This is a genomic window from Haloarcula japonica DSM 6131 (assembly GCF_000336635.1).
Classification (GTDB): Archaea; Halobacteriota; Halobacteria; order Halobacteriales; family Haloarculaceae; genus Haloarcula; species Haloarcula japonica.
On the sequence record NZ_AOLY01000005.1, the window covers coordinates 20,559 to 42,535 of the forward strand.

General features: G+C 64.2%; 21 protein-coding genes. 12 read left to right on the forward strand and 9 right to left on the reverse strand.

The window, feature by feature from the left end:
• Nucleotides 1-97 precede the first annotated feature (97 nt).
• From C444_RS01320 to leuS, 5 genes are all read left to right on the forward strand, one after another.
• Nucleotides 98-1,255 carry a BMP family lipoprotein gene (locus C444_RS01320; RefSeq protein WP_004590384.1) on the forward strand — a complete coding sequence of 386 codons (1,158 nt, stop codon included), beginning with the start codon at nucleotides 98-100 and terminating at the stop codon, nucleotides 1,253-1,255.
• A gap of 174 nt (nucleotides 1,256-1,429) precedes the next feature.
• Nucleotides 1,430-2,986: an ABC transporter ATP-binding protein gene (locus C444_RS01325; protein WP_004590385.1), complete on the forward strand. Its 1,557-nt coding sequence runs from the start codon at nucleotides 1,430-1,432 to the stop codon at nucleotides 2,984-2,986.
• The gene (locus tag C444_RS01330; protein ID WP_004590386.1) at nucleotides 2,983-4,263 is read left to right on the forward strand and encodes an ABC transporter permease; all 1,281 of its coding nucleotides are present in this window, start codon (nucleotides 2,983-2,985) and stop codon (nucleotides 4,261-4,263) included. Before C444_RS01325 ends, C444_RS01330 begins: the two co-directional genes overlap by 4 nt.
• Before the next feature lie 10 nt (nucleotides 4,264-4,273).
• Entirely contained in the window at nucleotides 4,274-5,320 is a 1,047-nt protein-coding gene (locus C444_RS01335; RefSeq protein ID WP_004590387.1) for an ABC transporter permease, read from the forward strand.
• Between the two features lie 136 nt (nucleotides 5,321-5,456).
• Entirely contained in the window at nucleotides 5,457-8,132 is a 2,676-nt protein-coding gene (gene leuS / locus C444_RS01340; RefSeq protein WP_004590388.1) for a leucine--tRNA ligase, read from the forward strand.
• Here the strand turns inward: leuS and C444_RS01345 are convergent, their stop codons facing one another.
• The gene (locus tag C444_RS01345; protein ID WP_004590389.1) at nucleotides 8,133-8,582 is read right to left on the reverse strand and encodes a GIY-YIG nuclease family protein; all 450 of its coding nucleotides are present in this window, start codon (nucleotides 8,580-8,582) and stop codon (nucleotides 8,133-8,135) included.
• A gap of 8 nt (nucleotides 8,583-8,590) precedes the next feature.
• Nucleotides 8,591-8,881 carry a hypothetical protein gene (locus C444_RS01350; protein ID WP_004590390.1) on the reverse strand — a complete coding sequence of 97 codons (291 nt, stop codon included), beginning with the start codon at nucleotides 8,879-8,881 and terminating at the stop codon, nucleotides 8,591-8,593.
• A gap of 92 nt (nucleotides 8,882-8,973) precedes the next feature.
• Here C444_RS01350 and C444_RS01355 point away from each other — a divergent pair, with 92 nt between their 5' ends.
• The 3 genes from C444_RS01355 (at nucleotide 8,974) to C444_RS01360 (ending at nucleotide 10,364) form a co-directional block, all read left to right on the forward strand.
• Complete coding sequence (locus C444_RS01355) at nucleotides 8,974-9,606, forward strand: rhomboid family intramembrane serine protease (RefSeq protein ID WP_004590391.1); 633 nt, start codon at nucleotides 8,974-8,976, stop codon at nucleotides 9,604-9,606.
• A 135-nt stretch (nucleotides 9,607-9,741) separates the two neighbouring features.
• Nucleotides 9,742-9,909, forward strand: a complete 168-nt coding sequence (locus tag C444_RS23205) for a DUF7837 family putative zinc-binding protein (protein WP_455549914.1) — start codon at nucleotides 9,742-9,744, stop codon at nucleotides 9,907-9,909.
• A gap of 149 nt (nucleotides 9,910-10,058) precedes the next feature.
• Nucleotides 10,059-10,364 (forward strand): hypothetical protein, encoded by a 306-nt coding sequence (locus C444_RS01360; RefSeq protein ID WP_239641246.1) that lies wholly within the window; start codon nucleotides 10,059-10,061, stop codon nucleotides 10,362-10,364.
• A gap of 93 nt (nucleotides 10,365-10,457) precedes the next feature.
• Here the strand turns inward: C444_RS01360 and C444_RS01365 are convergent, their stop codons facing one another.
• A complete protein-coding gene (locus tag C444_RS01365) occupies nucleotides 10,458-11,195 on the reverse strand; it encodes a ribonuclease H-like domain-containing protein (protein ID WP_004590393.1) in 738 nt (245 codons plus the stop codon).
• Nucleotides 11,196-11,585: 390 nt separating this feature from the next.
• Here C444_RS01365 and C444_RS01370 point away from each other — a divergent pair, with 390 nt between their 5' ends.
• On the forward strand, nucleotides 11,586-11,960 hold the full coding sequence (locus tag C444_RS01370; RefSeq protein ID WP_004590394.1) for a universal stress protein: 375 nt from the start codon (nucleotides 11,586-11,588) through the stop codon (nucleotides 11,958-11,960).
• Here the strand turns inward: C444_RS01370 and C444_RS01375 are convergent.
• Genes C444_RS01375 through C444_RS01385 form a run of 3 tightly spaced genes read right to left on the reverse strand, consistent with a single transcriptional unit; the run spans nucleotide 11,957 to nucleotide 13,814 of the window.
• Nucleotides 11,957-12,685, reverse strand: a complete 729-nt coding sequence (locus tag C444_RS01375; RefSeq protein ID WP_004590395.1) for an AAA family ATPase — start codon at nucleotides 12,683-12,685, stop codon at nucleotides 11,957-11,959. The genes C444_RS01370 and C444_RS01375 overlap by 4 nt on opposite strands.
• Nucleotides 12,686-12,727: 42 nt before the next feature.
• On the reverse strand, nucleotides 12,728-13,156 hold the full coding sequence (locus C444_RS01380) for an HIT family protein (RefSeq protein WP_004590396.1): 429 nt from the start codon (nucleotides 13,154-13,156) through the stop codon (nucleotides 12,728-12,730).
• 34 nt (nucleotides 13,157-13,190) lie between these two features.
• Nucleotides 13,191-13,814 (reverse strand): uracil-DNA glycosylase, encoded by a 624-nt coding sequence (locus C444_RS01385; RefSeq protein ID WP_004590397.1) that lies wholly within the window; start codon nucleotides 13,812-13,814, stop codon nucleotides 13,191-13,193.
• A 104-nt stretch (nucleotides 13,815-13,918) separates the two neighbouring features.
• On the opposite strand from C444_RS01385, the gene C444_RS20960 reads away from it, so the two are divergent.
• Together C444_RS20960 and ileS are read left to right on the forward strand one after the other, a co-directional pair.
• The gene (locus C444_RS20960; RefSeq protein ID WP_004590398.1) at nucleotides 13,919-14,089 is read left to right on the forward strand and encodes a DUF4177 domain-containing protein; all 171 of its coding nucleotides are present in this window, start codon (nucleotides 13,919-13,921) and stop codon (nucleotides 14,087-14,089) included.
• Nucleotides 14,090-14,171: 82 nt separating this feature from the next.
• On the forward strand, nucleotides 14,172-17,375 hold the full coding sequence (gene ileS / locus C444_RS01390) for an isoleucine--tRNA ligase (RefSeq protein ID WP_004590399.1): 3,204 nt from the start codon (nucleotides 14,172-14,174) through the stop codon (nucleotides 17,373-17,375).
• 118 nt (nucleotides 17,376-17,493) lie between these two features.
• Here the strand turns inward: ileS and C444_RS01395 are convergent, their stop codons facing one another.
• Nucleotides 17,494-18,348, reverse strand: coding sequence for a ribose-phosphate diphosphokinase (locus C444_RS01395; protein ID WP_004590400.1), 855 nt, complete (start codon nucleotides 18,346-18,348; stop codon nucleotides 17,494-17,496).
• Between the two features lie 236 nt (nucleotides 18,349-18,584).
• On the opposite strand from C444_RS01395, the gene C444_RS01400 reads away from it, so the two are divergent.
• Nucleotides 18,585-19,694 carry a PAS domain-containing response regulator gene (locus C444_RS01400; RefSeq protein ID WP_004590401.1) on the forward strand — a complete coding sequence of 370 codons (1,110 nt, stop codon included), beginning with the start codon at nucleotides 18,585-18,587 and terminating at the stop codon, nucleotides 19,692-19,694.
• A 75-nt stretch (nucleotides 19,695-19,769) separates the two neighbouring features.
• On the opposite strand, the gene C444_RS01405 is transcribed toward C444_RS01400, so the two are convergent.
• A complete protein-coding gene (locus tag C444_RS01405) occupies nucleotides 19,770-20,576 on the reverse strand; it encodes an HVO_0234 family beta-propeller protein (RefSeq protein ID WP_004590402.1) in 807 nt (268 codons plus the stop codon).
• Between the two features lies 1 nt (nucleotide 20,577).
• Entirely contained in the window at nucleotides 20,578-21,915 is a 1,338-nt protein-coding gene (hemL, locus tag C444_RS01410) for a glutamate-1-semialdehyde 2,1-aminomutase (RefSeq protein WP_004590403.1), read from the reverse strand.
• Nucleotides 21,916-21,977: the final 62 nt, after the last annotated feature.

Sequence of the window (21,977 nt, forward strand, 5' to 3'; positions counted from 1 at the left end):
ATTGCCAGCCGTTCACACCCGGTACATAAAATGCCCGCGGCGTCGGTATCGACAGCCAATCGGCCCGCCTTGCCCTGATTTGTCGCCGATGTGGCTAATGTGCGACACCGAAGTCTTTAACGCCTATCGACACCGCTGGTGGGACATGTCACAGCGAAGGCGCACGTTCATCAGCAGCGTCGGTACCGCAACTGCAATCGGGTTAGCCGGATGTCTCGGTGGCGATGGCGGCGACGGTGGAGACACCGACAGCGATGGTGGCGACGGCGGCGACGGCGATAGCGGCCCGGCCGCTCGTATCGGAATGGTGTACGCGACGGGTGGGCTCGGTGACGGGTCGTTCAACGACCAGGCTCAGACCGGCGCTATCCGATCAGCAGACGAGCTAAACATCGAATACGACGAATCTCAGCCGGAAGCGGTACAGGACTTCAGCAGCCTCCAGCAGCAGTACGCGCAGTCCTCGAACCCGGATTACGACCTCGTCTGCTGTATCGGCTTCCTGCAGGCGGACGCCCTCACGGAGACCGCCAGCCAGTACCCCGAGCAGGACTTCATGATCGTCGACTCCGTCGTCGAGGCGGACAACGTCGGCTCGTACGTGTTCGGTGAGCATCAGGGCTCGTTCCTCATTGGACTGATGGCCGCGAAGCTGACCAGTCAGGACTTCTCGGCTGGCAACGGCTCCACACAGGCTGACTCTGCGAGCGTCGGCTTCGTCGGCGGCGTCGAGGGCGACCTCATCGGCCGCTTCGAAGCCGGCTACAAAGCTGGCGTCAAGTACGCGGAGGAAGACGTCGACGTCCAGACAGCCTACGTTGGCGACTTCAACGACCCTTCCGGCGGGCAGGAGGCGGCCCTCTCGATGTACGAATCTGGGGCGGATATCGTCTACCACGCGGCCGGTAACACCGGGACTGGCGTGTTCCGGGCTGCTCAGGAGGCGGAGCGCTTCGCAGTCGGCGTCGACCGCGACCAGTCGGTCACGAAATCGGACTTCAGCGATGTCATCCTCGCAAGTATGGTCAAACGCGTCGACAACGCCGTCTACACCTCGGTTGAATCAGTCGTCAACGACAACTTCGAGGGCGGCGCTGTGAACACGCTCGGCCTCGAACAGAACGGTGTTGAAGCGGTGTACGGCCAGCAGCTCGGCTCGGAGATCCCACAGGACATCAAAGACCAGGTGTCCGAGGTCCGCCAGAGCATCATCGACGGCGACATCAGCGTGCCGACTGACCCCAACAACGCCTGAGACAGATTGTTAGAGCGATTTGTCGGTCTGTTCCGCCCCCGCGGTCGGAACTATCCGAAAATAATATACAACAGTCCGGCTGAGTCACCGCGGCCACACACGTAGTTGCCGCATATTTTTGCCAGACATGTGGAACCGTGAAGTTAAAACAACGGGACGGTAACGGCTCAGAGTATGGAACAGGCCGTCCACCTCGATGGTATTACAAAGCGGTTTCCGGGGGTAGTCGCGAACGACGATGTCGATCTGGCGGTCGAGAAGGGGACGGTTCACGCACTGCTCGGAGAGAACGGTGCGGGCAAAACCACCCTGATGAACGTCCTCTACGGGCTCTACCAGCCCACCGAGGGGACGGTCAACGTGCACGGCAAGACACAGCAGTTCGACTCGCCGCGCGACGCAATCGACGAAGGTGTCGGCATGATCCACCAGCACTTCATGCTGGTCGATCCGATGACCGTCACCGAGAACATCACGCTTGGGAACGAGCCCCGCAAGTGGCTTGGACTTACGGTCGACAGCGAGCAATCCCGAAAACAGGTCCGTGAACTGTCCGAGCGGTACGGGTTCGACGTGGACCCCGATGCTCGCATCGAAGACGTCGGCGTCGGCGTCCAGCAGCGCGTCGAGATCCTCAAAGCTCTCTACCGCGGTGCAGACGTCCTGATTCTGGACGAACCGACGGCAGTACTCACGCCACAGGAAGTCGAGGACCTCTTTCGCGTGCTTGATGAGCTGACCGACCAGGGCAAGACGATTATCTTCATCACGCACAAGCTCGGCGAGGCGATGGAGGCTGCCGACGAAATCACTGTCCTGCGCGAGGGGAAAAACGTCGGAACGGTGCCGGCCGACGATATCACTCGGGAGGAACTGGCCGAGATGATGGTCGGTCGGGAGGTGCTGCTGGATCTCGACCGAGACCCCGCCGAGCCCGGTCGGTCTATCCTCGACGTCGAGGACCTCGTTGTGGAGGACGACCGAGGTGTCCGCGCTGTCGACGGGATTTCGCTTGAGGTCCGAGCCGGCGAGGTACTCGGCATTGCTGGCGTCGATGGGAACGGCCAGTCGGAGCTGGTCGAGGCGATTACCGGGCTCCAGATGCCTGACGAGGGAACGATCACGTACGACGACGTCGACCGGACCACCGACAGCCGCCGGGAGCGCATCGAGGCCGGGCTGGCTTACATCCCCGAGGACCGCCAGGAGCGGGGGCTGGTGATGGACTTCGAACTCGTCGAAAACGGCCTGCTGGGGAGCCAGCACGCGGCCGACTACACCTCGAAGGGGCGTATCGACTGGAACTACACGCGCGACCACGCGGAGGAGATAATCGAAGAGTACGACGTTCGGCCGCCGGATGCCAATGCCCACGCCAAGTCCCTCTCCGGGGGGAACCAGCAGAAGTTCGTCGTCGGCCGGGAGTTCGCCCGTGACCCGCGTCTCGTCGTCGCCTCCCACCCCACTCGCGGTGTGGACGTCGGGTCGATGGAGTTCATCCACGATCAGATCAACGCGCTCCGCGAAGCGGGCCGGGCCGTGTTGCTCATCTCCTCGAACCTCGATGAGGTCCAGTCGCTCTCGGACCGTCTCGCCGTCGTCTACGAGGGCGAGATCGTCGATATCGTCGACCCCGAGCGCGTGACCGAGGAACAGCTCGGACTGCTGATGGCCGGCCAGCAACCTGATGCCGTCCCGACTATCGCGGCTGACGGGGAGGGCCACCGATGAGCGACGACGCCCCGTCGCGGAACGGCGGCGACCCGCCGGCACCGGACTCGGACGGCCGGTGGTCACAGTACCGACAGCGACTCATCAGGCTGGGCCAGACCTCCGTCGGCGAGCGGATTCTCATCGCCGTCTCGGCGCTGTTGCTCTCTATCGTCGTCGGGACAGTCATCGTCACCGCTGCGGGACTGATGGCGACGTGTCGGTCGCCGGTACTCACCTTCGGTTCCACGACGCTGTGTTACGACCCGTTCTACGTGTTCAACCGGCTGTTCCTCGGCGCGCTGGGCGATCCCTTCGCTGGCGGCTGGTCGCCGCTGAACGCGCAGTTCGCGGCGACGCTTCGGGAGACGACGATTCTGGTGTTCACCGGACTCTCGGTTGCCCTGGCGTTCCGTGCTGGCATCTTCAACATCGGGACGCAGGGCCAGCTTATCATCGGCGCACTGGCGGCCGCACTGACGGTGCTATGGGCCGGCTCGCTGGTCTCTGGGACGGTCGCACTCGTTCTGTTTATTCCGCTCGGGCTGCTCGCCGGCGCAGTTGGCGGCGGCCTCTACGGCGCGATCCCCGGCGCGCTGAAAGCCTACGCCGATGCGAACGAGGTCATCACCACTATCATGCTCAACTTCGTCGCTGTCCGGGTGACGCTGTATCTCGTCCGGAACCACTTCGCCGACCCGACGAGTCAGGCGACACAGACCCGGACACTGCCCGTCGAGGGGCAGTTCCCCTCGATACTGTTCGACCCGCGGACGGACTTCTCCTTGCTCGCACTCCTGATTGCACTCGTGTTCGTCGGCGGCGTCTACTACCTGCTCGAACACACGGCCTTCGGCTACGACTTGCGGACCGCGGGTATCCAGCCCGCGGCCGCGGAGTACGGCGGTGTCGACTCCGCTCGAACCATCCTGACCTCGCTGACGCTGTCGGGCGCGCTCGGCGGTATCGGCGGGGCCGTATTCGTGATGATGACTCTCGGGAAGTTCCAGACCGGCATCCCGAGCTACGGTTTCGACGGAATCACCGTCTCTATCCTCGCCGGCAACAACCCCATTGGGGCCGTCTTCGCCGCGCTACTCTTTGGTGTCCTCAAGTCCGGCTCGAACGTGGTGGCGTTCGCGACCAACGTGCCGCCACAGTTGGTCGGCGTCCTCCGTGGCTTGATCATTCTGTTCGTCGCGATGCCGGAGTTCTTCCGTATCATCGGCCGGCGGCTCGCAACGCGCGAGCCCGACAGTCCGGCCACTGCGACCGCGGGAGGTGGTGCCGATGACTAACGACAGCGCCATGGATCGACTCTCATCGGCGTCAGGCCGGCTGTTCATTGCCACCGCGGCGTTCCTCACACTGGCCGTGCTGGCCGGGTTCGGACTCCTCGCGCCGGCGTCGACCCCCGGACAGATATTCTGGGTGCTGGCCTCGAAATCGACGCTGTCCTCGACGCTGCGGCTCTCGGTCCCGATTGTGCTGGCCGCGCTGGGTGGCATCTTCGCCGAGAAGAGCGGCATCATCAACATCGGGCTCGAGGGGCTACTCATCATCTCGGCCTTCGCAGCTATCTTCGGGGCCGACGCCACCGGTTCGCTGTGGCTCGGGTTCCTCATCGGCATCGTCGCGTCGACGCTGCTCGCTGGCGTGTTCGCCGTCGTCTGTATCGAGTTCCGCGCCGATCAGATCATCGCCGGGCTGGCCGTCTGGCTCATCGCGCTCGGCCTCGCGCCGTTCGCCTCGCAGGTGTTCTACGGCGGGCCAAACACCAGTAACGTCGGCACCTTCGATACGATAACGGTCCCGACGCTGGCCGACATCCCGTTCTTCGGCGCGCTGTTCGACGCTTCGCCCGCGGTGTACATCATGTTTCTCGCCGTGGCGGCGTCGTGGTACGTGCTGAACCGCACCACCTTTGGCCGCTGGGTCCGTGCCGCCGGCGAGAACCCGAAGGCGCTGGACACCGCCGGTGTCGACGTGTCTCGCGTCCGCTACGCCGCCGTCCTCCTCTCCGGCGTCCTCTCGGGAATGGGCGGGGCTGCGCTGGCGATCAACATCGGCCAGTTCACCGGCAACGGCCCGACGATGGTCAACGGAAAGGGGTTCATCGCCATCGTCGCCTATCTGTTCGGCAACTACAACCCGGTCGGCGCGCTGCTGTCGACGACGCTGTTTGCCGGCCTCGATGCCGTCCAGTTGCGCCTCCAGACGGCCGATGTCATCGCCGTCCCCGACTCGCTGGTCCAGACGATTCCGTTCGTCGCCGTCATCGTCGTCCTCGCGCTGGTGGGCAAGACTCGCCTGCCCGAAGCCGCTGGCGAGCACTACGAGTCCGGCGAGGAATGAACTAGGAACAACTTTCTCTGGGCTTGTTTCTGCCCGCAGCACTTGATCGAATGCGAACAGGAACAGTCCAATCGGGACCAGTCGCCTTCCCTAGCCGAACACTGATGTGCGCGGCAGGCACAGGACGAGGTAGCAAATGTCGCGCCGATATGACCACGCCCGGGTTCAAGAGTACTGGCAGCAGGCCTGGGAGCGAGACGGAGTCTTCGAATGCCCCACTGACGCCGAGGACCCGACATACGTGCTGGGGATGTTCCCCTACACTTCCGGCTCGTTGCACATGGGACACATCCGGAACTACGCCATCACCGACGCGTACGCTCGATATCGGCGGATGGCGGGCGACGACGTGCTCCACCCGATGGGGTGGGACGCCTTCGGCCTGCCGGCGGAGAACGCGGCCTACGAGCGGAACACGGACCCCGAGTCCTGGACCCGGACGTGTATCGACCAGATGAAAGACGACCTCCGGGAGATGGGCTTTGGCTACGACTGGTCTCGCGAAATCACTACCTGTGACCCCGAATACTACCAGTGGAACCAGTGGCTGTTCACCCAGTTCTATGACGAGGGGCTGGTGGACTACGGCGCGGCGACCGTGAACTGGTGTCCGGGTTGTGAAACAGTGCTTGCTGACGCACAGGTCGAAACGCCGCCGGAAGCCGACGAATCCGAGACGACCGCCAATACCGGCCACAGTCATACCCACGGCGGCGTCTGCTGGCGCTGCGGGACCGGCGTCGAGCAACGGGACCTCGACCAGTGGTTTTTCGCCATCACCGACTACGCCGAGGAGTTGTATCACGGGCTGGACGACCTAGAGGGGTGGCCCGACGGCGTTCGAGACAGCCAGCGAAACTGGATCGGCCGCCAGGAGGGCGCTCGGGTCACCTTCGAGGTCGACCACGACGGTCACGAAACCGTCGAGGCGTTCACGACGCGACTGGACACAGTGTACGGCGCGACGTATCTGGCGCTGTCGCCGGGCCACGACCTCGCCCGAACGCTGGCCGACGAGGACGACGCCGTGGCCGAATACGTGGAATCAGTGGCGAGCACGGACGACGCCGGGATGAGCGGCGTCGAGACAGGCATCACTGCGACCCACCCCTACACCGGCGAGGAACTGCCGGTGTACGTCGCGGCGTACGTCCTCGATGACGTGGGTACGGGCGCAGTCATGGGCGTGCCGGCCCACAACGAGCGGGACCACGCCTTCACCGACGAGCACGACTTGCCCGTCAAGCAGGCCGTCGAACCGGTCGACGGCAGCGGGACGGACCTGCCACACGCGCCCTACACCGGCGATGGGATGCTCACGAACAGCGGCGAGTACGACGGCCTCGCCAGCGCCGCCGCCCGCGAGCGCCTGCGCGAACACGAGGCTGCCGAGTCCGCGGTGACCTACCGCCTGCGGGACTGGCTCATCTCCCGGCAGCGCTACTGGGGAACGCCGATTCCAATCGTCCACTGCGACGACTGCGGTCACGTCCCGGTTCCGGAGGAGGACCTGCCGGTGGAACTCCCCGACTACGTCCAGACGACCGGGAACCCGCTCGATGCCGCCGAGGAGTGGAAACAGACGACCTGTCCCGACTGCGGGGCCGACGCGGTGCGGGAGACGGACACGATGGACACCTTCGTTGACTCCTCGTGGTACTTCCTCAGGTATCTGTCTCCACACTTCGCAGACGCTCCCTTCGACCAAGACACCGCCGACGAGTGGCTCCCGGTCGACGTGTACGTCGGCGGGGAGGAACACGCGGTGTTGCACCTCCTCTATATTCGCTTCTTCACACGCGCCCTGTCTGATATCGGCCTGCTGGACCGCGAGGAACCCGTCGAGCGACTCATCAATCAGGGGACGGTGCTACACAGCGGCGAGAAGATGTCTAAATCGAAGGGCAACGACATCGCGCCCCACGAGTACGGGGCCGAGACGACGCGGCTGTTCGTCCTCTCGGCGGCCCACCCCTCGCAAGACTTCGAGTGGACCGTGAAGGACGTCTCGACGGCCTACGACTTCCAGCAGACGCTGTATCGCCTTGTCACGGAATACACTGACAGAACGGAGACACGGACCGAGAGCGCCGACCACGACGCCTACCTGGAGCGGGAGATCGACCGGACCATCGCGGCCGTCACCGAGGAGTACGACCGCTTCCGCTTCCATCGCGTCATCGGCGAACTCCAGCGCTTCGCCCGCCTGCTGGGGCGCTACGCGAGCTACGACCGTCCCTATCAGTTCGCCTACGGCCGCGGCCTGCGGGTGCTCGCCGGCCTCGTCGCGCCAATTGCGCCGTTCCTCGCCGAGGAGATGTGGCAACTGCTCGACGAGGACGGCCTCGTCGCCGAGAGCCGCTGGCCGGAACCGTTGCGGGACGTGGACGACTACCGCATCGAGCGGCAGGTCGTCCGCCGGACGCTCGACGACGTTCGCGAGATCACGGAGGTCGTCGACATCGACGAACCGAACGAGATCGAACTCGTCGTCGCCGCCGACTGGAAGTACCGCGCCTACGAGATCGCCCGCGAGTCGGACCCGGACGACGCCATCGTCGGCGAAATCATGGCTGATGAAGAAATCAAACAGCACGGCGACACAGCCGCCGATTTCGCCGACCGACTGGCCGACCGCGGGGCGGGGCTCGAACCGATTATCGACGGTGAGCCCGAACTCGACACGCTCCAGCAGGCCGCGTGGCTGTTCGAAGACGAGTTCGGTTGTGATGTCGTCGTCCGGCGGGCCGCACCTGACGACGACCTCGCAGCCAAAGCGCGACCGAACAAGCCCGCGATTCACATCTCTTGATTACTCGGTCGCGGCTGCTGTCTCCTCTTGGGCGGCCTCGTGGGCGTCGGTCACAGCGCCGACCAGCTTCTCCCGGTGCTCATGGTATGTCAGGTGCGTACGACAGTCACAGTCCGAACAGCCGAAGGCGTCGATACCCTCGAAGCCCTCCGCTGTCGGTCCGTCGATCCGTTCTGCGACGGCGCATTCGATGTCGGCCTCGGTCGTGACGACTTGGCCGACGGTCGTTGCCGCATCGCCGAGCAGGTAGTCGATGTGCCAGTGCCGGGTGTCGTTGTCGCCGGCGGCGACGGCGCGGTGGCGGTCGATGCGGCCGAAGCCGCCGCTTCCCAGTGCGCTCCCGGTGTAGGCGTACCAGCCTGCCGGGAACTCGATCTCGCCCAGCGCACCGACCGTAATCGGCCCGCCGGCGTCCCGTTCGAGTACCAGCGTGTAGGTGCCGCCGGGCATGCGCCCGCTCAGGTCCCGATGTCGGGGTCGGCGGCGAGTTCGCCAAACCCGTCGATACGGAAGGGCCGAGAGTCGGTGCAGTCCTCGTTCTCGGCGGCGAGTTCGCCGATGACCCAGTTGAACCGGCGCTGGAACCCATCGTAGGGCGCGTCCGCGAGCAGGTCGGTGACACGGTCGCTCGTCAGGTCCTCGTCGTACTCTTCGGCGAAGTCGGCGATGTTCTCGGCGGCTGTCTGTGCGATTTCGTCGTCAGTCTCGTCTGCGAACGCCGCGGTGAGGTCGTCGGTCAGTTCGGACATACACGACATAATGCGACGATGCCACGTATGCGTTCTGCAACGGTTCGGGGTGTCCGAGCGTTTCTTGTATCGAGAGCGACAATATCGGTTCGATGAAGCCGCTGCGACAAAGCCCAACCGTGGTCACGCTGGCTGTCATCGTTGCTGTGTTCCTCACACAGCAGGCCGTCGGCGTGGTGACTGCCCCGCGGAGCCTGTTCGCCCTCTCCCCGCCGCTGTTCAGTCGCCCCTGGACGCTCGTTACCAACGTGTACGCACATGCTGGCCTGCCCCACCTCCTCGCAAACGCCACCGGGCTGGCGCTCGCTGGCGTCGTCCTCGAACGCCGGACGTCGCCGCTCCGGTTCCACGCCTTCTTCGTCTCGACCGGCGCACTCGCCGGGGTTTCGCAGGTCTCGATAGCCAGTCTCGTCGGCCCGTTCGTGCCCGGGATGGTCAGCCACGTCTCCGTCCTCGGGGCCAGCGGCGCGGTGTTTGCCCTCTTCGGCTACCTGCTCGCTGCCAACCGCCTGACTGACACCGTCATCGGTGGATTCCAACTCGCGCCGCGCGTCCAGTTAGCGCTGGCTGGCGTCGTCGCCGCCGCGATCACGTTCGCGACCGCGAACCCCGGTGTCGCGCTTATCGCACACTTCACCGGCCTCCTGCTTGGGTTCCTTGCCGGCCGCGTCCACCTGCTGCGGCCGACTGACTCACAGCGCACGCCCGGGACCGCGAACTACTGAATTGGCCGCTCCCGATTCCGAGCGAGTGCTCACCCTCACTGACTGCTCGTGTCGCTGCTGAGGGACGCCAGCAAAGACATGGGCCCACCCTGTAGGAACTTGATAACAATATGTGTTGAATCCGTAGCTCAGTGTATGTGGGACAGTGACACAAAAGCGACTGATCCACCACTGGGGAGGTGTCCGGCTTGTGACGTGACGATTCCCGCAGCGAATCTCGTTATCGCGTACGACACGGCCGGTGACTGGCCGCGGATGCTCGCCACGTGTCCGGATTGTGAGGACGCCGTGAACCCAGTGTGATTCCTATCGGGGCAGACATGACAGCCTCCGGAGACGTGAATACACATAGACACGCTGGCGCAGTCGCCTATCTGTGTAGTGACCACGGATTAGGTGCGGTATACTGTTGATTCAACCAATGATACCGAGGCCAGACAGGGGGAGTGACGGTGGGGTCATCGAGCGGCGATAGCCCTCCGCTCCCACACCGGAGCGACACCGACAGACTGCGACCGACGGACCCCAGCCGATATCTCGATACGCTCGCGTTTACGGTTCGCGGGGTCTGGACCGTGACGCTCGCCGGTGTCCGACCGTTCGCGTTCTGGGCAGCGGTCATGTTACCGCTGCTGTATCTCCCCTTGCTCTACGGCGTTGGAACAGGGCAGGATACGGCGCTGTTCCTCGAACTCGTCGCTTGGCACGTCGCTTCTATCGTCCTCGGCCACGGACATACGCCATTCTGGAGCCGATAGCCTGGCAACCGTCTCACTACCGTTCTACGGACGCCGGTCATCGGTTTTCCACCTGAAACAATGGGGGTGTGGTGACGGTTCTCTCCCTCGCCGTCAGCCGACGAAAACCTGCTTATCAAGCCGCTCAGTAGCGGTCTCTGCCAGCGTTTTGAGGTTCACCGTGTCCTCACGGTTGTATGACACCAGTGTTTCGAGTGCACCGTCCTTGCCCTGTTCGTGTTCCCGCCAGAGCCGTACCGCGTCTCGGCCGGAAATATCCGGTCGGTCCCGCTCGATACCGATGTCCTGTTCGACCTGTTTGAGGCCGCCGTCGAGTCCGATCTTCTTGCAGGTGTACATCAGGTCCAGATGCGGGCGGTCGAGGTCGATATCGAAGTTCGCTTCGAGGAAGGGTACGTCGAAGCGCTTGCCGTTGAACGTCACCAGCATGTCCGCGCCGTCGAACGCGGCCCGAAGGTTCTCTGCGGTGAGGTCGTCGCCGGCGATGAGCGTCTGTGTCTCCCCGTCCTGATGGAGGCTCACCGTCGTTACCTGATTGCGATCCTGGTCGAGCCCAGTCGTCTCGATGTCGAAGAAACAGGCCCGCTCGCGGAAGGTCTCATATAGCCGCCAGCGCTCGCTGTTGGGGAACGTATGATCGAAGTATGTAACGTCGGTCTCGGCGATCCGTTCGCGCCCCTCGTCGATGAACTGCTGGATGCGGTCGCCGCGCTGGCCGCCGACGACGGACGGTTCGAACTCGTCCCAGTGGGTGACGCCCTGCTCCCAGATGGACCGCTCGGTCTTCTCCCCGACGCCGTCGGTTCCGATGAAACTGTTCTCGACGCGCACGCTCTCGGGTAGAGGGTGGGCTATATGTAAGCCCGTCGGTGCGCGTGACAGGCGACCGGAGCGTCATGTCCCACCCGGGCTAACGTCCACACATCGGAAGGATGCTGTCGTACACTGATTGACTTTCCACGGATACGACGACTGTGCTATCGCAGCTATCACACACTGACTGGGGCCGGTCGAACGTCCGCTCACAGAACGGACAGACGAACACCGACGCACCGGTGGGCTGGGCGTTGGACATATCGACCGATGGGATGCCGCGAACGAACGTTCGTCCGCTATACGTATGCAGTGGCAGCGAGCCACCGGCTATGTGTGTAACACACCTGCTGTACGCAGCTACTGACGAGCGAAAGCACGAAGCCGAGCGACGCCACAGAATAGCCCATGACGACGTTTCTGCTCGCCACCAACTCGGTTCACGTCACAGCGGCTGCCGCTGACTACCTCCAGCACCGTCTCGACCCGACAGATGATGACGATATCGTCGTGGTCGCCGTCCGCGACCCCGATGCCCCATCGCGTGACGCGGGTGACGCAGTCAATGTCGCCCGCTCGCGGCTCGCGTCGTTTATGCCCGTAACGGAAACGAAAGACGGTGAACCCGTGACGGAGCTACTGGCGGCCATTAACGAGCACGACCCGGACGAACTCCTCATCGGCCCACATCGCGGGACCGACGACAGCGACGGCCTCGGGTCGACGGCCCGGGACCTCCTCGCCCGTGTTGACCGCCCCGTTATCGTCCTCCCCCTTCCCTAGCGGGAGAACAGGCTGCCGTCCTCGAAGGTCAGGCCGAGGTCGACATCGAACAGGTCCTCAGTCATCGCGGCGACGGCCGGAGCAACATCGCTATCGGGGTTTGTCGCAAGCGGTCTGGGCGTACCCGGTTCGATGTGTGGAATCGTATGCGCTGCATCCGCGATGGATTCGTCGGTATCGCGGTGGACGCGGGTCGCGACGACGGCTGATGCCGGCGCGCCGATGTCACGGAGGCGGCCCTGCTGTCGCGGAAGCAGGTCGCTGCCGCGCTGGCTAGCCGGGAGCACAAGCGCCCGCCGTTGTGTGGTCGTGACAGCGGAGACAGTCTGATTCGATGCGACCGGCGGCACATCGAGCAGGACGTGGTCGAACCGGCCGGCTAGCTCCTCGATAGCCTGTTCGAGCGTCTGTGCGCTCTCGGCTGACTTCGCGCGAGCGAGGCGCTCGAACGGCGCGTGGGCTGGACAGAGTGCGACCCGCCCGTCGGCGTCGATACCCCACTCGAACAGTGCGTCGTCGACTGACGCGTCGCCGACGGCCACCGCGGTCACGTCGGCGTCAAGTCGCCCGTCGACGTACGTCGCCAGCCCCTGTGTGCCAAAGGCCGCGTCGACGACAGCGACGGACCGCCCACTCCGGGCCAGCGTCGCCGCCGTCTCGACTGTCAATCTGGTCGTTCCAGCCCCACCGGTACACCCGACAAACGCAAGCGTCGAAACCCCCATGCGTCGCTGTTGGCGTATCTTTCGGTAAAAAGATAGGGAATTTTACGCCTGCTCGGCAACGATGTCCGACTCGATGGCGTCCAGTTCGGCGTCAGAGAGTTCGGGGCGGTCGGTGACCAGCGCGTGAATCGGTCGGCCGCCATCGTCCTCGAACCGCGGGACGATGTGTCCGTGGACGTGGGGAACCTCCTGGCCGGCTTCCTCGCCGTTGTTGAACGCGACTGTGCTGGCGGGAGCGTCGACGGCCGACTCGACGGCGGGGACGAGTTCGTACAGCGTCGACATGACCGCACCCGCCACGTCGGCGGGCGTGTCGTTCAGCCGCTCGTGGTGGGCTTTCGGGATGACGAGCGTATGGCCCGGCGAGAGGGGGTTCGCGTCCAGAAACGCCAGCACGGTGTCGTCCTCGTAGACGGTGCGGCCGGGGATGTCGCCGGCAACGATCTGACAGAAGATGCAGTCCTCGCTCATGGTCGTCCCTGTGTCCGGCGGTCACAAGAAGGTTCTAGGTGTCGCTGACATCGGCGACCGCGTCTGTGATAGCATTGACGTACGTCTCGCGGTCGTAGCCCAGCCGTGAGAGCCAGACCTCCTGATACGACGGGTGGAGCAGCGGAACCACGGGAACGCCCAGCGCGTTGCTCCGACGGGGGTCAAGCACGCTATCGAGGAAACCGTCGAGGGTTGCATCGTCCAGCGCCAGCACTGTCTTCGTCGCGTGTTTCCCGGTCGTCACGACTGCCGCCGGTTCGACCGTCTCGACCTCTCTAACGAGGTACGGCCGGCAGTTCGCCAGCTCCGCGTCGGTCGGGTCGCGGTTCCCCGGGGGGTGGCACTTCACGGCGTTCGTGTAGTAGCAGTCCTCGTGGCCGAACCCGGCATCGGCGAGCACCTGCCGGATTTTCCGGCCAGAGCGCCGCGAAGTATAGGCCATCCCAGTCAGGTTGCCGCCCTGCCAGTGCTCGGCCTCGGGGTCCCCCTCGGCAGGGGCTTCGCCAACGACGACGAGGTCGGCTGACAGCGGGCCGTTGCCCCACGAGATACAGGTCCGACTGTCGGCGAGTTCCGGGCAGCGCTGGCAGTCCTCAGCGAGGCCGTTTCGCTCCGCTTTGTCCGGAAACGTTGGCACATGCGATGTGAGGGCTGTGCGTGGCAAACCGGTGGCGATCAGTACACGCCTCGGCCGCCGCGCAGCACAAAGCGTTTGCCGGCAGCCCCTATCACGACGCATGTATGCCCTCTTACGAGTACAAGACGCTCGATGTTGACACCGGGATGTTCGGCGGTAGCAGCGTTCCCGTGGACGAACTGAACGACCTCGGAGCCGACGGCTGGGAAGTCGTCGCACCGATAACCGAAAATAGCGGCCAGACAGCCGGGTTGCTCCTCCAGCGCGAGCGCTGACCAGCGCCACACTGGTGCCGTGCCATCTGAACGGCACACATACAACCGATTGTCCTTTATTGGAGGCGGCGAATGTGCCGGTATGGAACGTTTCGCCGCTGTCGATGACCAGTACGACCCCGACGCCGTTGAGGACGGCGTCTTCGAGTACTGGGACGATGTCGACGCCTACGAGCAGACGAAGGCCCACCGGGCCGACGGCGAGGACTACTTTTTCGTTGACGGGCCGCCCTACACCTCCGGCGCGGCCCACATGGGAACGACGTGGAACAAGACCCTGAAGGACTGTTACATCCGCTACCTGCGGATGCAGGGCTACGACGTCACCGACCGGCCGGGCTACGACATGCATGGCCTCCCCATCGAGACGAAAGTCGAGGAGCGCCTCGACTTCGAGAACAAGAAAGACATCGAGCAGTTCGGCGAGGAGAACTTCATCGAGGAGTGCAAGGCCTTCGCCGAGGAGCAACTCGACGGCCTCCAGTCGGACTTTCAGGACTTCGGCGTCTGGATGGACTGGGACGACCCGTACAAGACGGTCAACCCCGAGTACATGGAGGCCGCCTGGTGGGGGTTCCAGCAGGCTCACGAGCGCGACCTCGTCGAACAGGGCCAGCGATCCATCAATCAGTGCCCGCGGTGTGAAACTGGCATCGCCAACAACGAGGTCGAGTACCACGATGTCGGCAAGCCGTCGATTTACGTCAAATTCCCCCTGGCGGACCGCGAGGGCAGTCTGGTCATCTGGACGACGACCCCGTGGACCATCGTCGCCAACACCTTCGTCGCCGCCGACGGCGACCTCGAATACGTGGGCGTCGACGCCGAGAAAGACGGCGAGACGGAACGGCTCTATCTCGCCGAGGCCTGCGTCGAGGACGTGTTGAAGGCCGGCCGGTACGACGACTACGAGGTCGTCGAGACGCTGTCCGGCGAGGAGATGGTCGGCTGGGCGTACGACCACCCGCTCGCCGAGGAAGTCCCCGATCACGCCCAGGGCGAGGGCTCCGGGCAGGTGTACACCGCCGACTACGTCGAGGCCGACCGCACCGGGCTCGTCCACTCCGCGCCCGGCCACGGTGAGGAGGACTTCGAGCGCGGGCAGGAACTCGGCCTCGAAATCTTCTGTCCGGTCGGCTCAGACGGCGTCTACACTGACGCGGCCGGCAAGTACGCCGGCACCTTCGTCCGCGACGCCAACGACGAGGTTATCGACGATCTCGACGACAACGGCGTCCTGCTCTCCAGCGAGGAAGGCCACACCGTCCGCGAGGGGCAGTGCTGGCGCTGTGACACCGACATCGTCCGCATCGTCACCGACCAGTGGTTCATCACGGTGACCGATATCAAGGACGAACTGCTGGCGAACATCGAGGACAGCGAGTGGTATCCGCAGTGGGCCCGCGACAACCGCTTCCGGGACTTCGTCGAGGACGCACCGGACTGGAACGTCTCCCGGCAGCGCTACTGGGGTATTCCGATTCCGATCTGGCTTCCTGAAGACTGGAGCGGTGATATGGACGACGCCATCGTCGTCGGCGACCGCGAGGAACTCGCCGAGCGGGTCGATCAGGACATCGACCCCGAGAGCGTTGACCTGCACAAGGGCACGGTCGACGACCTCACCATCACCGAGGACGGCACGACCTACACCCGTGTCGGCGACGTGTTCGACGTGTGGCTCGACTCCTCCGTCGCGACGTGGGGGACCGTCGACTACCCCGAACAGACCGAGGACTTCGAGGAGCTGTGGCCCGCCGACCTCATTATGGAGGCCCACGACCAGACCCGCGGGTGGTTCTGGTCCCAGCTGGGAATGAGCACCGCCGCGACCGGTGACATCCCGTACAAGCAGGTGCTGATGCACGGCTACGCCAACATGCCCGATGGCCGCGGCATGTCCAAATCGAAGGGCGTCCTCATCGACCCCCACGAGGTCATCGAGAAGCACGGCCGCGACCCGATGCGGCTGTTCCTCCTGTCGGTGACCGCGCAGGGCGAGGACATGAACTTCTCGTGGGAGGAGACAGCCGAGATGCAACGGCGGCTGAACATCCTCTGGAACGTCGCCCGGTTCCCGCTGCCGTACATGCGTGCGGATGACTTCGACCCGGAGGAAACGACAGTAGCGGACGTTCGTGACGACCTCGAACTCGTCGACGAGTGGGTCCTGTCACGGCTCCAGAGCGTGACCGAGGCGATGACCGACTCGATGGACGACTTCGAGAACGACAAGGCGGTCGACGAACTGCTCGAGTTCGTCGTCGAAGACGTCTCCCGCTTCTACATCCAGGTCGTCCGGGAGCGGATGTGGGAAGAGGAAGACAGCGCCTCGAAGCAGGCCGCATACGCCACCCTCTACCGCGTGCTCGAATCTGTGGCCGCGCTGTTCGCCCCGTTCACGCCGTTCGTCGCAGAGCAGGTCTACGGCGCGCTCACCGGTGACGCCGGCCACCCGACGGTCCACATGTGCGACTGGCCCGAAGTCGACGCCGACCTGCACGACCCGGCGCTCGAACGCGAGATCGAGGTCGTCCGCGAGGTCGAGGAAGCGGGCTCGAACGCCCGCCAGCAGGCCGAACGCAAGCTCCGCTGGCCCGTCACCCGCGTCGTTATCGACGTGGATAGCGACGACGTGGCCGACGCGGTCCGCGCCCAGGAAGCCATCATCGCCGACCGGCTCAACGCCCGCGCCGTCGAGGTCGTCGGTGCTGACGAGGAGTGGGGCGAACTCCAGTACTCCGCCGAGGCCGATATGAGCGAACTCGGCCCGGCCTTCGGCGACGACGCCGGCCGCGTCATGAACGCGCTCAACGAATCCCGCATCGGCGAGCAGTCACTCGATACCCTCGAAGGTACAGTGAGCGACGCGCTCGGCGAGGACGTCAACCTCACCGAGGCGATGGTCGAGTTCCGCCGCGAGACGCCCGAGGGCGTTACTGGAACGGAGTTCGCCGCGCTCGACGGCGGCGGCGTCGTCTACGTCGACACGGCGCTGACCGAGGACATCGAGAGCGAGGGGTACGCCCGCGAAGTCATCCGCCGGGTCCAGGAGATGCGCAAGGACCTCGAACTGGACATCGAGGAGCGGATTGTCGTGGATCTGGCTATCGACGACGAGCGCGTCGATTCGCTCGTCAGAGAGCACGAGGGCCTCATCAAAGAGGAGGTCCGCGCCGACGAACTCGGCGGCGTCGAGGACGGCCACCGCAAGACGTGGGAAGTCGAGGGCGTGGAGATGGAGATCGCGATTGCTCCGGTCGCGGCCGCCGAAGCGTCGGACTAGCCCGGCACGCGACCAGCGGGCAGCCTCAGAACAGGCGAGCAGCAATCAAATAGAGCCGCGAGCTATGACGGCTGCCGGAGTCGGAGTAATTCCCCCGCTATAGGCGAAACAAGAGTGACTACAACTGGTCTGCGACGACCGGCGCGGCGCTGACCTCGCTGACGGCGCGTTCGAGCGTGTCCGTCCCGTAGACGGCTTCGACGCCGGCGCTGTTGAGTTTTGTCAGGGCGTTGCTGGCGAGCATCGGGTGGACGCAACTGACGAACACCCGTTCGGCGTTCCGTTCCGTGAGGACGCCGACGGATTCGCTCATCGTCGACCCGGTGGCGATGATATCGTCGACCAGTACGACGTCCCGGCCCTCAACCGGCGCGTCGCTTGGACTGATTTCGATGTCACCGGTATCGTAGTCCCGGTCCTTCTCGAAGAAGTCCGTCTCCCCCTCACCGTAGGCGTTCCGGACCGTTGTCGCGAGGGCGATTGCGCCTTCGTCGGGCGAGAGAAAGAGCGGATCTGTCAGGTCCACAGGCAGCGGGTCGGCGAGAACGCTCGCCGCGTCGACGTTGGTAGCTGGGACGTCGAAGAAGTCACAGACGGCCGGTTCGTGGGGATTTACCGTCAACACGCGGTCGGTCCCCGTCGAAATGGCGCGGGCAATCGCCCGCGAGGAGACCGGCTCGCCAGGCTTGAACGCCTCGTCCTGGCGGGCGTAGCCCATGTACGGGATGACAGTGATGACCTCGCTCGCGCCGCTTTCACGGGCCGCGTCCTGCAACTGGAGCAACTGCAGGTGTGCGTCGCTGTCGACAGTGGAAGCGACGACGACGGCACGCTCGCCGTCGACCGCTTCGGGGACCCGGACGACGTGCTCACCGTCGGGGAACCGTTCGTACTCGACCCGTCCGAGCCGCTCGCCCGTCACCTCGGCGAGGGTCGCCGCGAACGCCTGCGTGTCTGCCCCGGGGATAATCATGTGCGGTGGGTGGCTGTCCGGGCTAAACCTCTTTTCGATTCCCCGACACCGTGGCTGACTCTCTCCGTAGACAAATATATCATAATCTATACTTATCGAGACAACACTCACGTAGCTTGTGTAATCATGCCAATTCTGGGACACAATGACATATTCGCATAATATTATTTACAACTAGATGAGGTATTTATCTCTACTCGATTCCAAAGTACGAACAGAGCAGTCCCTCCAAAATAATGAAGATATTACATCTGGATGACGAACCTGATTTTGCGGATTTGACCGCCCAGTTTCTCGAACAGGAAAACGAACGGTTCGAAGTTCAAACGGCAACGAGCGGGACTGATGGCATTGCGATTCTTCGGGCGGAGGACATCGATTGTATCGTCTCAGACTATGATATGCCAGTCATGGACGGGCTGGAGTTCCTGGCTGCAGTCCGTGAAGAGTCGCCTGACCTGCCGTTCATCCTTTTTACTGGCAAAGGAAGCGAAGAGATCGCGAGCGAAGCTATTACTGCCGGCGTGACGGAGTACATCCAGAAAGAGCACGGGACTGAACAGTACGCAATTCTGGCCAATCGAATCACAAACCTTGTCGAACGCTACCGTGCCGTCCGTACAATCGACCGTAGCTACAGGGCGATGAAGACTGCTAGCGAAGGGATCAGCCTCATCGACCCGGACGGGACGTTTTCATATGTGAACCCTGCCTTTGCGGACCTATTTGGATACGAGCAGGATGAACTGGCCGGCGAGCCCTGGACGGTTCTGTACCACGACGATGAAGCGGACCGGCTAGAGAACGACATCATCCCAGCGGTCAAAGAAAACGAGTACTGGTCGGGCGAAACAGTTCGACTGATGAAAGACGGAGACAGGCTCGTTACGAACCATCGCCTGGCTCACGCTGACGACGGGGTAATCGTGTGTACGGCGCGGGACATCACCCCCGAACGGACGCAGTTGACGAGACAGAGCACTCAGTTCGACGTTCTTATCGATGCCATGGACGACCACGCCTTCTTCACTCTTGACCACGAGGGCTACGTCACTCGCTGGAACGACGGTGCCCGACGATTCACGGGCTACGATGTGGACGAGATCCTGGGAGCGCACGTTTCGACGTTTTTCGAGGAGTCTGATCTGGCGAACAGCCTTCCCGAGCAACTCCTCGATACCGCGAAAACAGACGGGACCGTTTCTCATGAAGGGTTACAGATCCGCCAGGACGGCACGCGTTGCTGGACAGACATGGCGCTCTCTGCGAGCTTTGACGAGTCCGGGGCACTCCGGGGCTACGGGATCATCTTGAAAGAAGCCGACAGACAGCAAATACCGCAGTAAGAAGGCATGGACGCCGGTCGATACTATGAAGGTCGGATAGAACTGCGAAGTCCCGCTTAGATACTACTGATCGAATCAGGTTACAGCGACGCCGACGACATCGGGGACGCCCAGCGAGCGCTGTCGCCAGCCGCCCTGTCCGTCGGCGGTCGCCTCGGCGGCGGTCGCGACGAGGAAGGTCCCGTTCTCGGTGATAGCGTAGGTGTCGTCGCCGTACGTCACGTCGACGACGCGCTCGGTGGCCGGCAACGAACAGGGTTCCCACGCACCGTTTGCCAGTTCGTACAGACCGTCCGCCGCGGCGGCGTGGACGCGTTCGCCGTCGCTTGCCACCGCCAGATGGTGGCCCGATCGGACTTCGGTCCACTCGCCGTTCTCGCCCTCGTAACGGTACAGCCCGCTCTCGGTCGCGGCGTAGTCGCCGGCCACGTCGGCCACATCCACGAGGCCGAGCCGGTCAAGCGACGGCAGAGTGTACACGCCATCGGCCGCGGCGAGGCGGTCGCCGTCGATGGCGCGTACCTCGTCGACGCTCCCGAGATCGGTCCACTCGCCGCTGTCGTACCGAGCGACGCGGCCGTCGCCGGCTGCGAGCAGTCCGTCGCCGTCGTAGCCGACGGCGGTGGCCGGCCCGAACCCAGTCGGGACAAAGCCGTCGTCAGTCAACACGAGCACGTCCTCGTCGGTAGCGACCGCGACTTCGCCGCTCGCGCCGGCCACGTCACGGGCGTTGCACCGCTCGCTCAGGCTGAACCGCCCGATCTGGCCGCCGGCCGTTTCGACGCGGGTGACGCCCAGTCCCGATGCGACGTACGCATGGGTCTCCGGGCGTTTCTCGCCGTACATCCGCTTTTCCGAGAGCGCGATGTCGTCGTCGCTCACCTCATATCGCCTCTTTGTATGCTTCGAGCGCATTCTCTATGTCTTCACCTGTGTGGGCATCACAGATGAACTGTGACTCGAACTGGTTCGCCGTGAGGAACACGCCCCGGTCTTTCATCGCGGGCCAGAACAGGCGCTCCCACCGCTCGGTTTCAGCCTGCTTCACGTCGCCCCCGTTCTTGGGACAGTAGTCGAAGCGCGGACAGGACTCCTGCTGCCGGCAGCCAGCCTCACAATGTCCGTCGAAGGAATCGGGTCCGTCGCGGGTGAAGATGACCTTGAACATCGAATCCCGGCCGACGACAGTGTATTCGGGGGCCTGGTCCCGGAGGATGTCCTGCAGGCCGGACCGGAGCCGGTCCCCGAGCTCGTTGACGTGGCTGTATACGTCGTGTTCAGCCGCATACCGCAGCGTCTCCAGACCGGCCGCCATCGTCACGGGGTGGCCAGAGAACGTCCCGGACTGGAACACGTCGCCGGCGGGCGTGAACTGCTCGATGATCTCGCTCTTGCCACCGATTGCACCGACCGGGAACCCGCCGCCGACGATCTTCCCGAACGTGGTGATATCGGGGTCGATGCCGAACGCGCCCTGGGCACACTGGAGGCCCCCAACCCGGAAGCCGGTGATGACTTCGTCGAAGATGAGCAGGGAGCCGTGGTCGTCACACAGTTCGCGCAGGGTCTCGTGGTACCCCTCGACCGGGTGGACGATGCCGTAGTTCCCGAGAATGGGCTCGGTGAGGGCGGCCGCGATGTCGTCGCCGTGTTCCTCGAACACCTCGTGGGCGGCCTCTTCGTCGTTGAACGGGACGGTCAGCGTGTGCTCGGCGAAGCTCTCGGGGATGCCGGGGCTGGACGGAGCGGTGTGGTCGCCTTCGCCCTCGACCAGCGTGGACTCCTGTGCACCGTGGTAACCGCTCTGCATCACGACGATTTTATCGCGGCCGGTGTAGCCGCGGGCGAGCCGGACCGCCGAGACGGTCGCTTCGGTACCGCTGTTGACGAACCGCAGCATCTCGACGCTGGGGACGTGGCGGGTGACGAACTCGGCCAGTTCGACCTCGACTTCGGTGGGTGCGCCGTACATCGGCCCCTCGGCGGCGTGTTGCTGGATGGCCGACTGGACCTGCTCTGGCAGGCTGTGGCCGAGCAGTAGCGGGCCGTAGCCGAGGACGAAGTCGATGTAGCGGTTGCCGTCGGCGTCGATGACGTGCCCGCCGTCGCCTTTCTCGACGAAGAACGGGTAGGGTCGTGTCGCCCGAACGGAGGAGTTGACGCCGCCCGGAAGCACCGACAGGGCGCGGTCGTACAGCGCTCGCGACTGCTCGTGGTTCATGGTGAGCCCTTCGACCGCTGTCAGAAAGAAACTGTTGTTACCGGCGGCGCGGCCGGCCCGGT

Coding starts and splice junctions, on each gene's coding strand:
- C444_RS01320 (WP_004590384.1), top strand. CDS start 98: ATGTGCGACACCGAAGTCTTTAACGCCTATCGACACCGCTGGTGGGAC.
- C444_RS01325 (WP_004590385.1), top strand. CDS start 1,430: ATGGAACAGGCCGTCCACCTCGATGGTATTACAAAGCGGTTTCCGGGG.
- C444_RS01330 (WP_004590386.1), top strand. CDS start 2,983: ATGAGCGACGACGCCCCGTCGCGGAACGGCGGCGACCCGCCGGCACCG.
- C444_RS01335 (WP_004590387.1), top strand. CDS start 4,274: ATGGATCGACTCTCATCGGCGTCAGGCCGGCTGTTCATTGCCACCGCG.
- leuS (WP_004590388.1), top strand. CDS start 5,457: ATGTCGCGCCGATATGACCACGCCCGGGTTCAAGAGTACTGGCAGCAG.
- C444_RS01345 (WP_004590389.1), bottom strand. CDS start 8,582: ATGCCCGGCGGCACCTACACGCTGGTACTCGAACGGGACGCCGGCGGG.
- C444_RS01350 (WP_004590390.1), bottom strand. CDS start 8,881: ATGTCCGAACTGACCGACGACCTCACCGCGGCGTTCGCAGACGAGACT.
- C444_RS01355 (WP_004590391.1), top strand. CDS start 8,974: ATGAAGCCGCTGCGACAAAGCCCAACCGTGGTCACGCTGGCTGTCATC.
- C444_RS23205 (WP_455549914.1), top strand. CDS start 9,742: ATGTGGGACAGTGACACAAAAGCGACTGATCCACCACTGGGGAGGTGT.
- C444_RS01370 (WP_004590394.1), top strand. CDS start 11,586: ATGACGACGTTTCTGCTCGCCACCAACTCGGTTCACGTCACAGCGGCT.
- C444_RS01375 (WP_004590395.1), bottom strand. CDS start 12,685: ATGGGGGTTTCGACGCTTGCGTTTGTCGGGTGTACCGGTGGGGCTGGA.
- C444_RS01380 (WP_004590396.1), bottom strand. CDS start 13,156: ATGAGCGAGGACTGCATCTTCTGTCAGATCGTTGCCGGCGACATCCCC.
- C444_RS20960 (WP_004590398.1), top strand. CDS start 13,919: ATGCCCTCTTACGAGTACAAGACGCTCGATGTTGACACCGGGATGTTC.
- ileS (WP_004590399.1), top strand. CDS start 14,172: ATGGAACGTTTCGCCGCTGTCGATGACCAGTACGACCCCGACGCCGTT.
- C444_RS01395 (WP_004590400.1), bottom strand. CDS start 18,348: ATGATTATCCCCGGGGCAGACACGCAGGCGTTCGCGGCGACCCTCGCC.
- C444_RS01400 (WP_004590401.1), top strand. CDS start 18,585: ATGAAGATATTACATCTGGATGACGAACCTGATTTTGCGGATTTGACC.
- hemL (WP_004590403.1), bottom strand. CDS start 21,915: ATGAACCACGAGCAGTCGCGAGCGCTGTACGACCGCGCCCTGTCGGTG.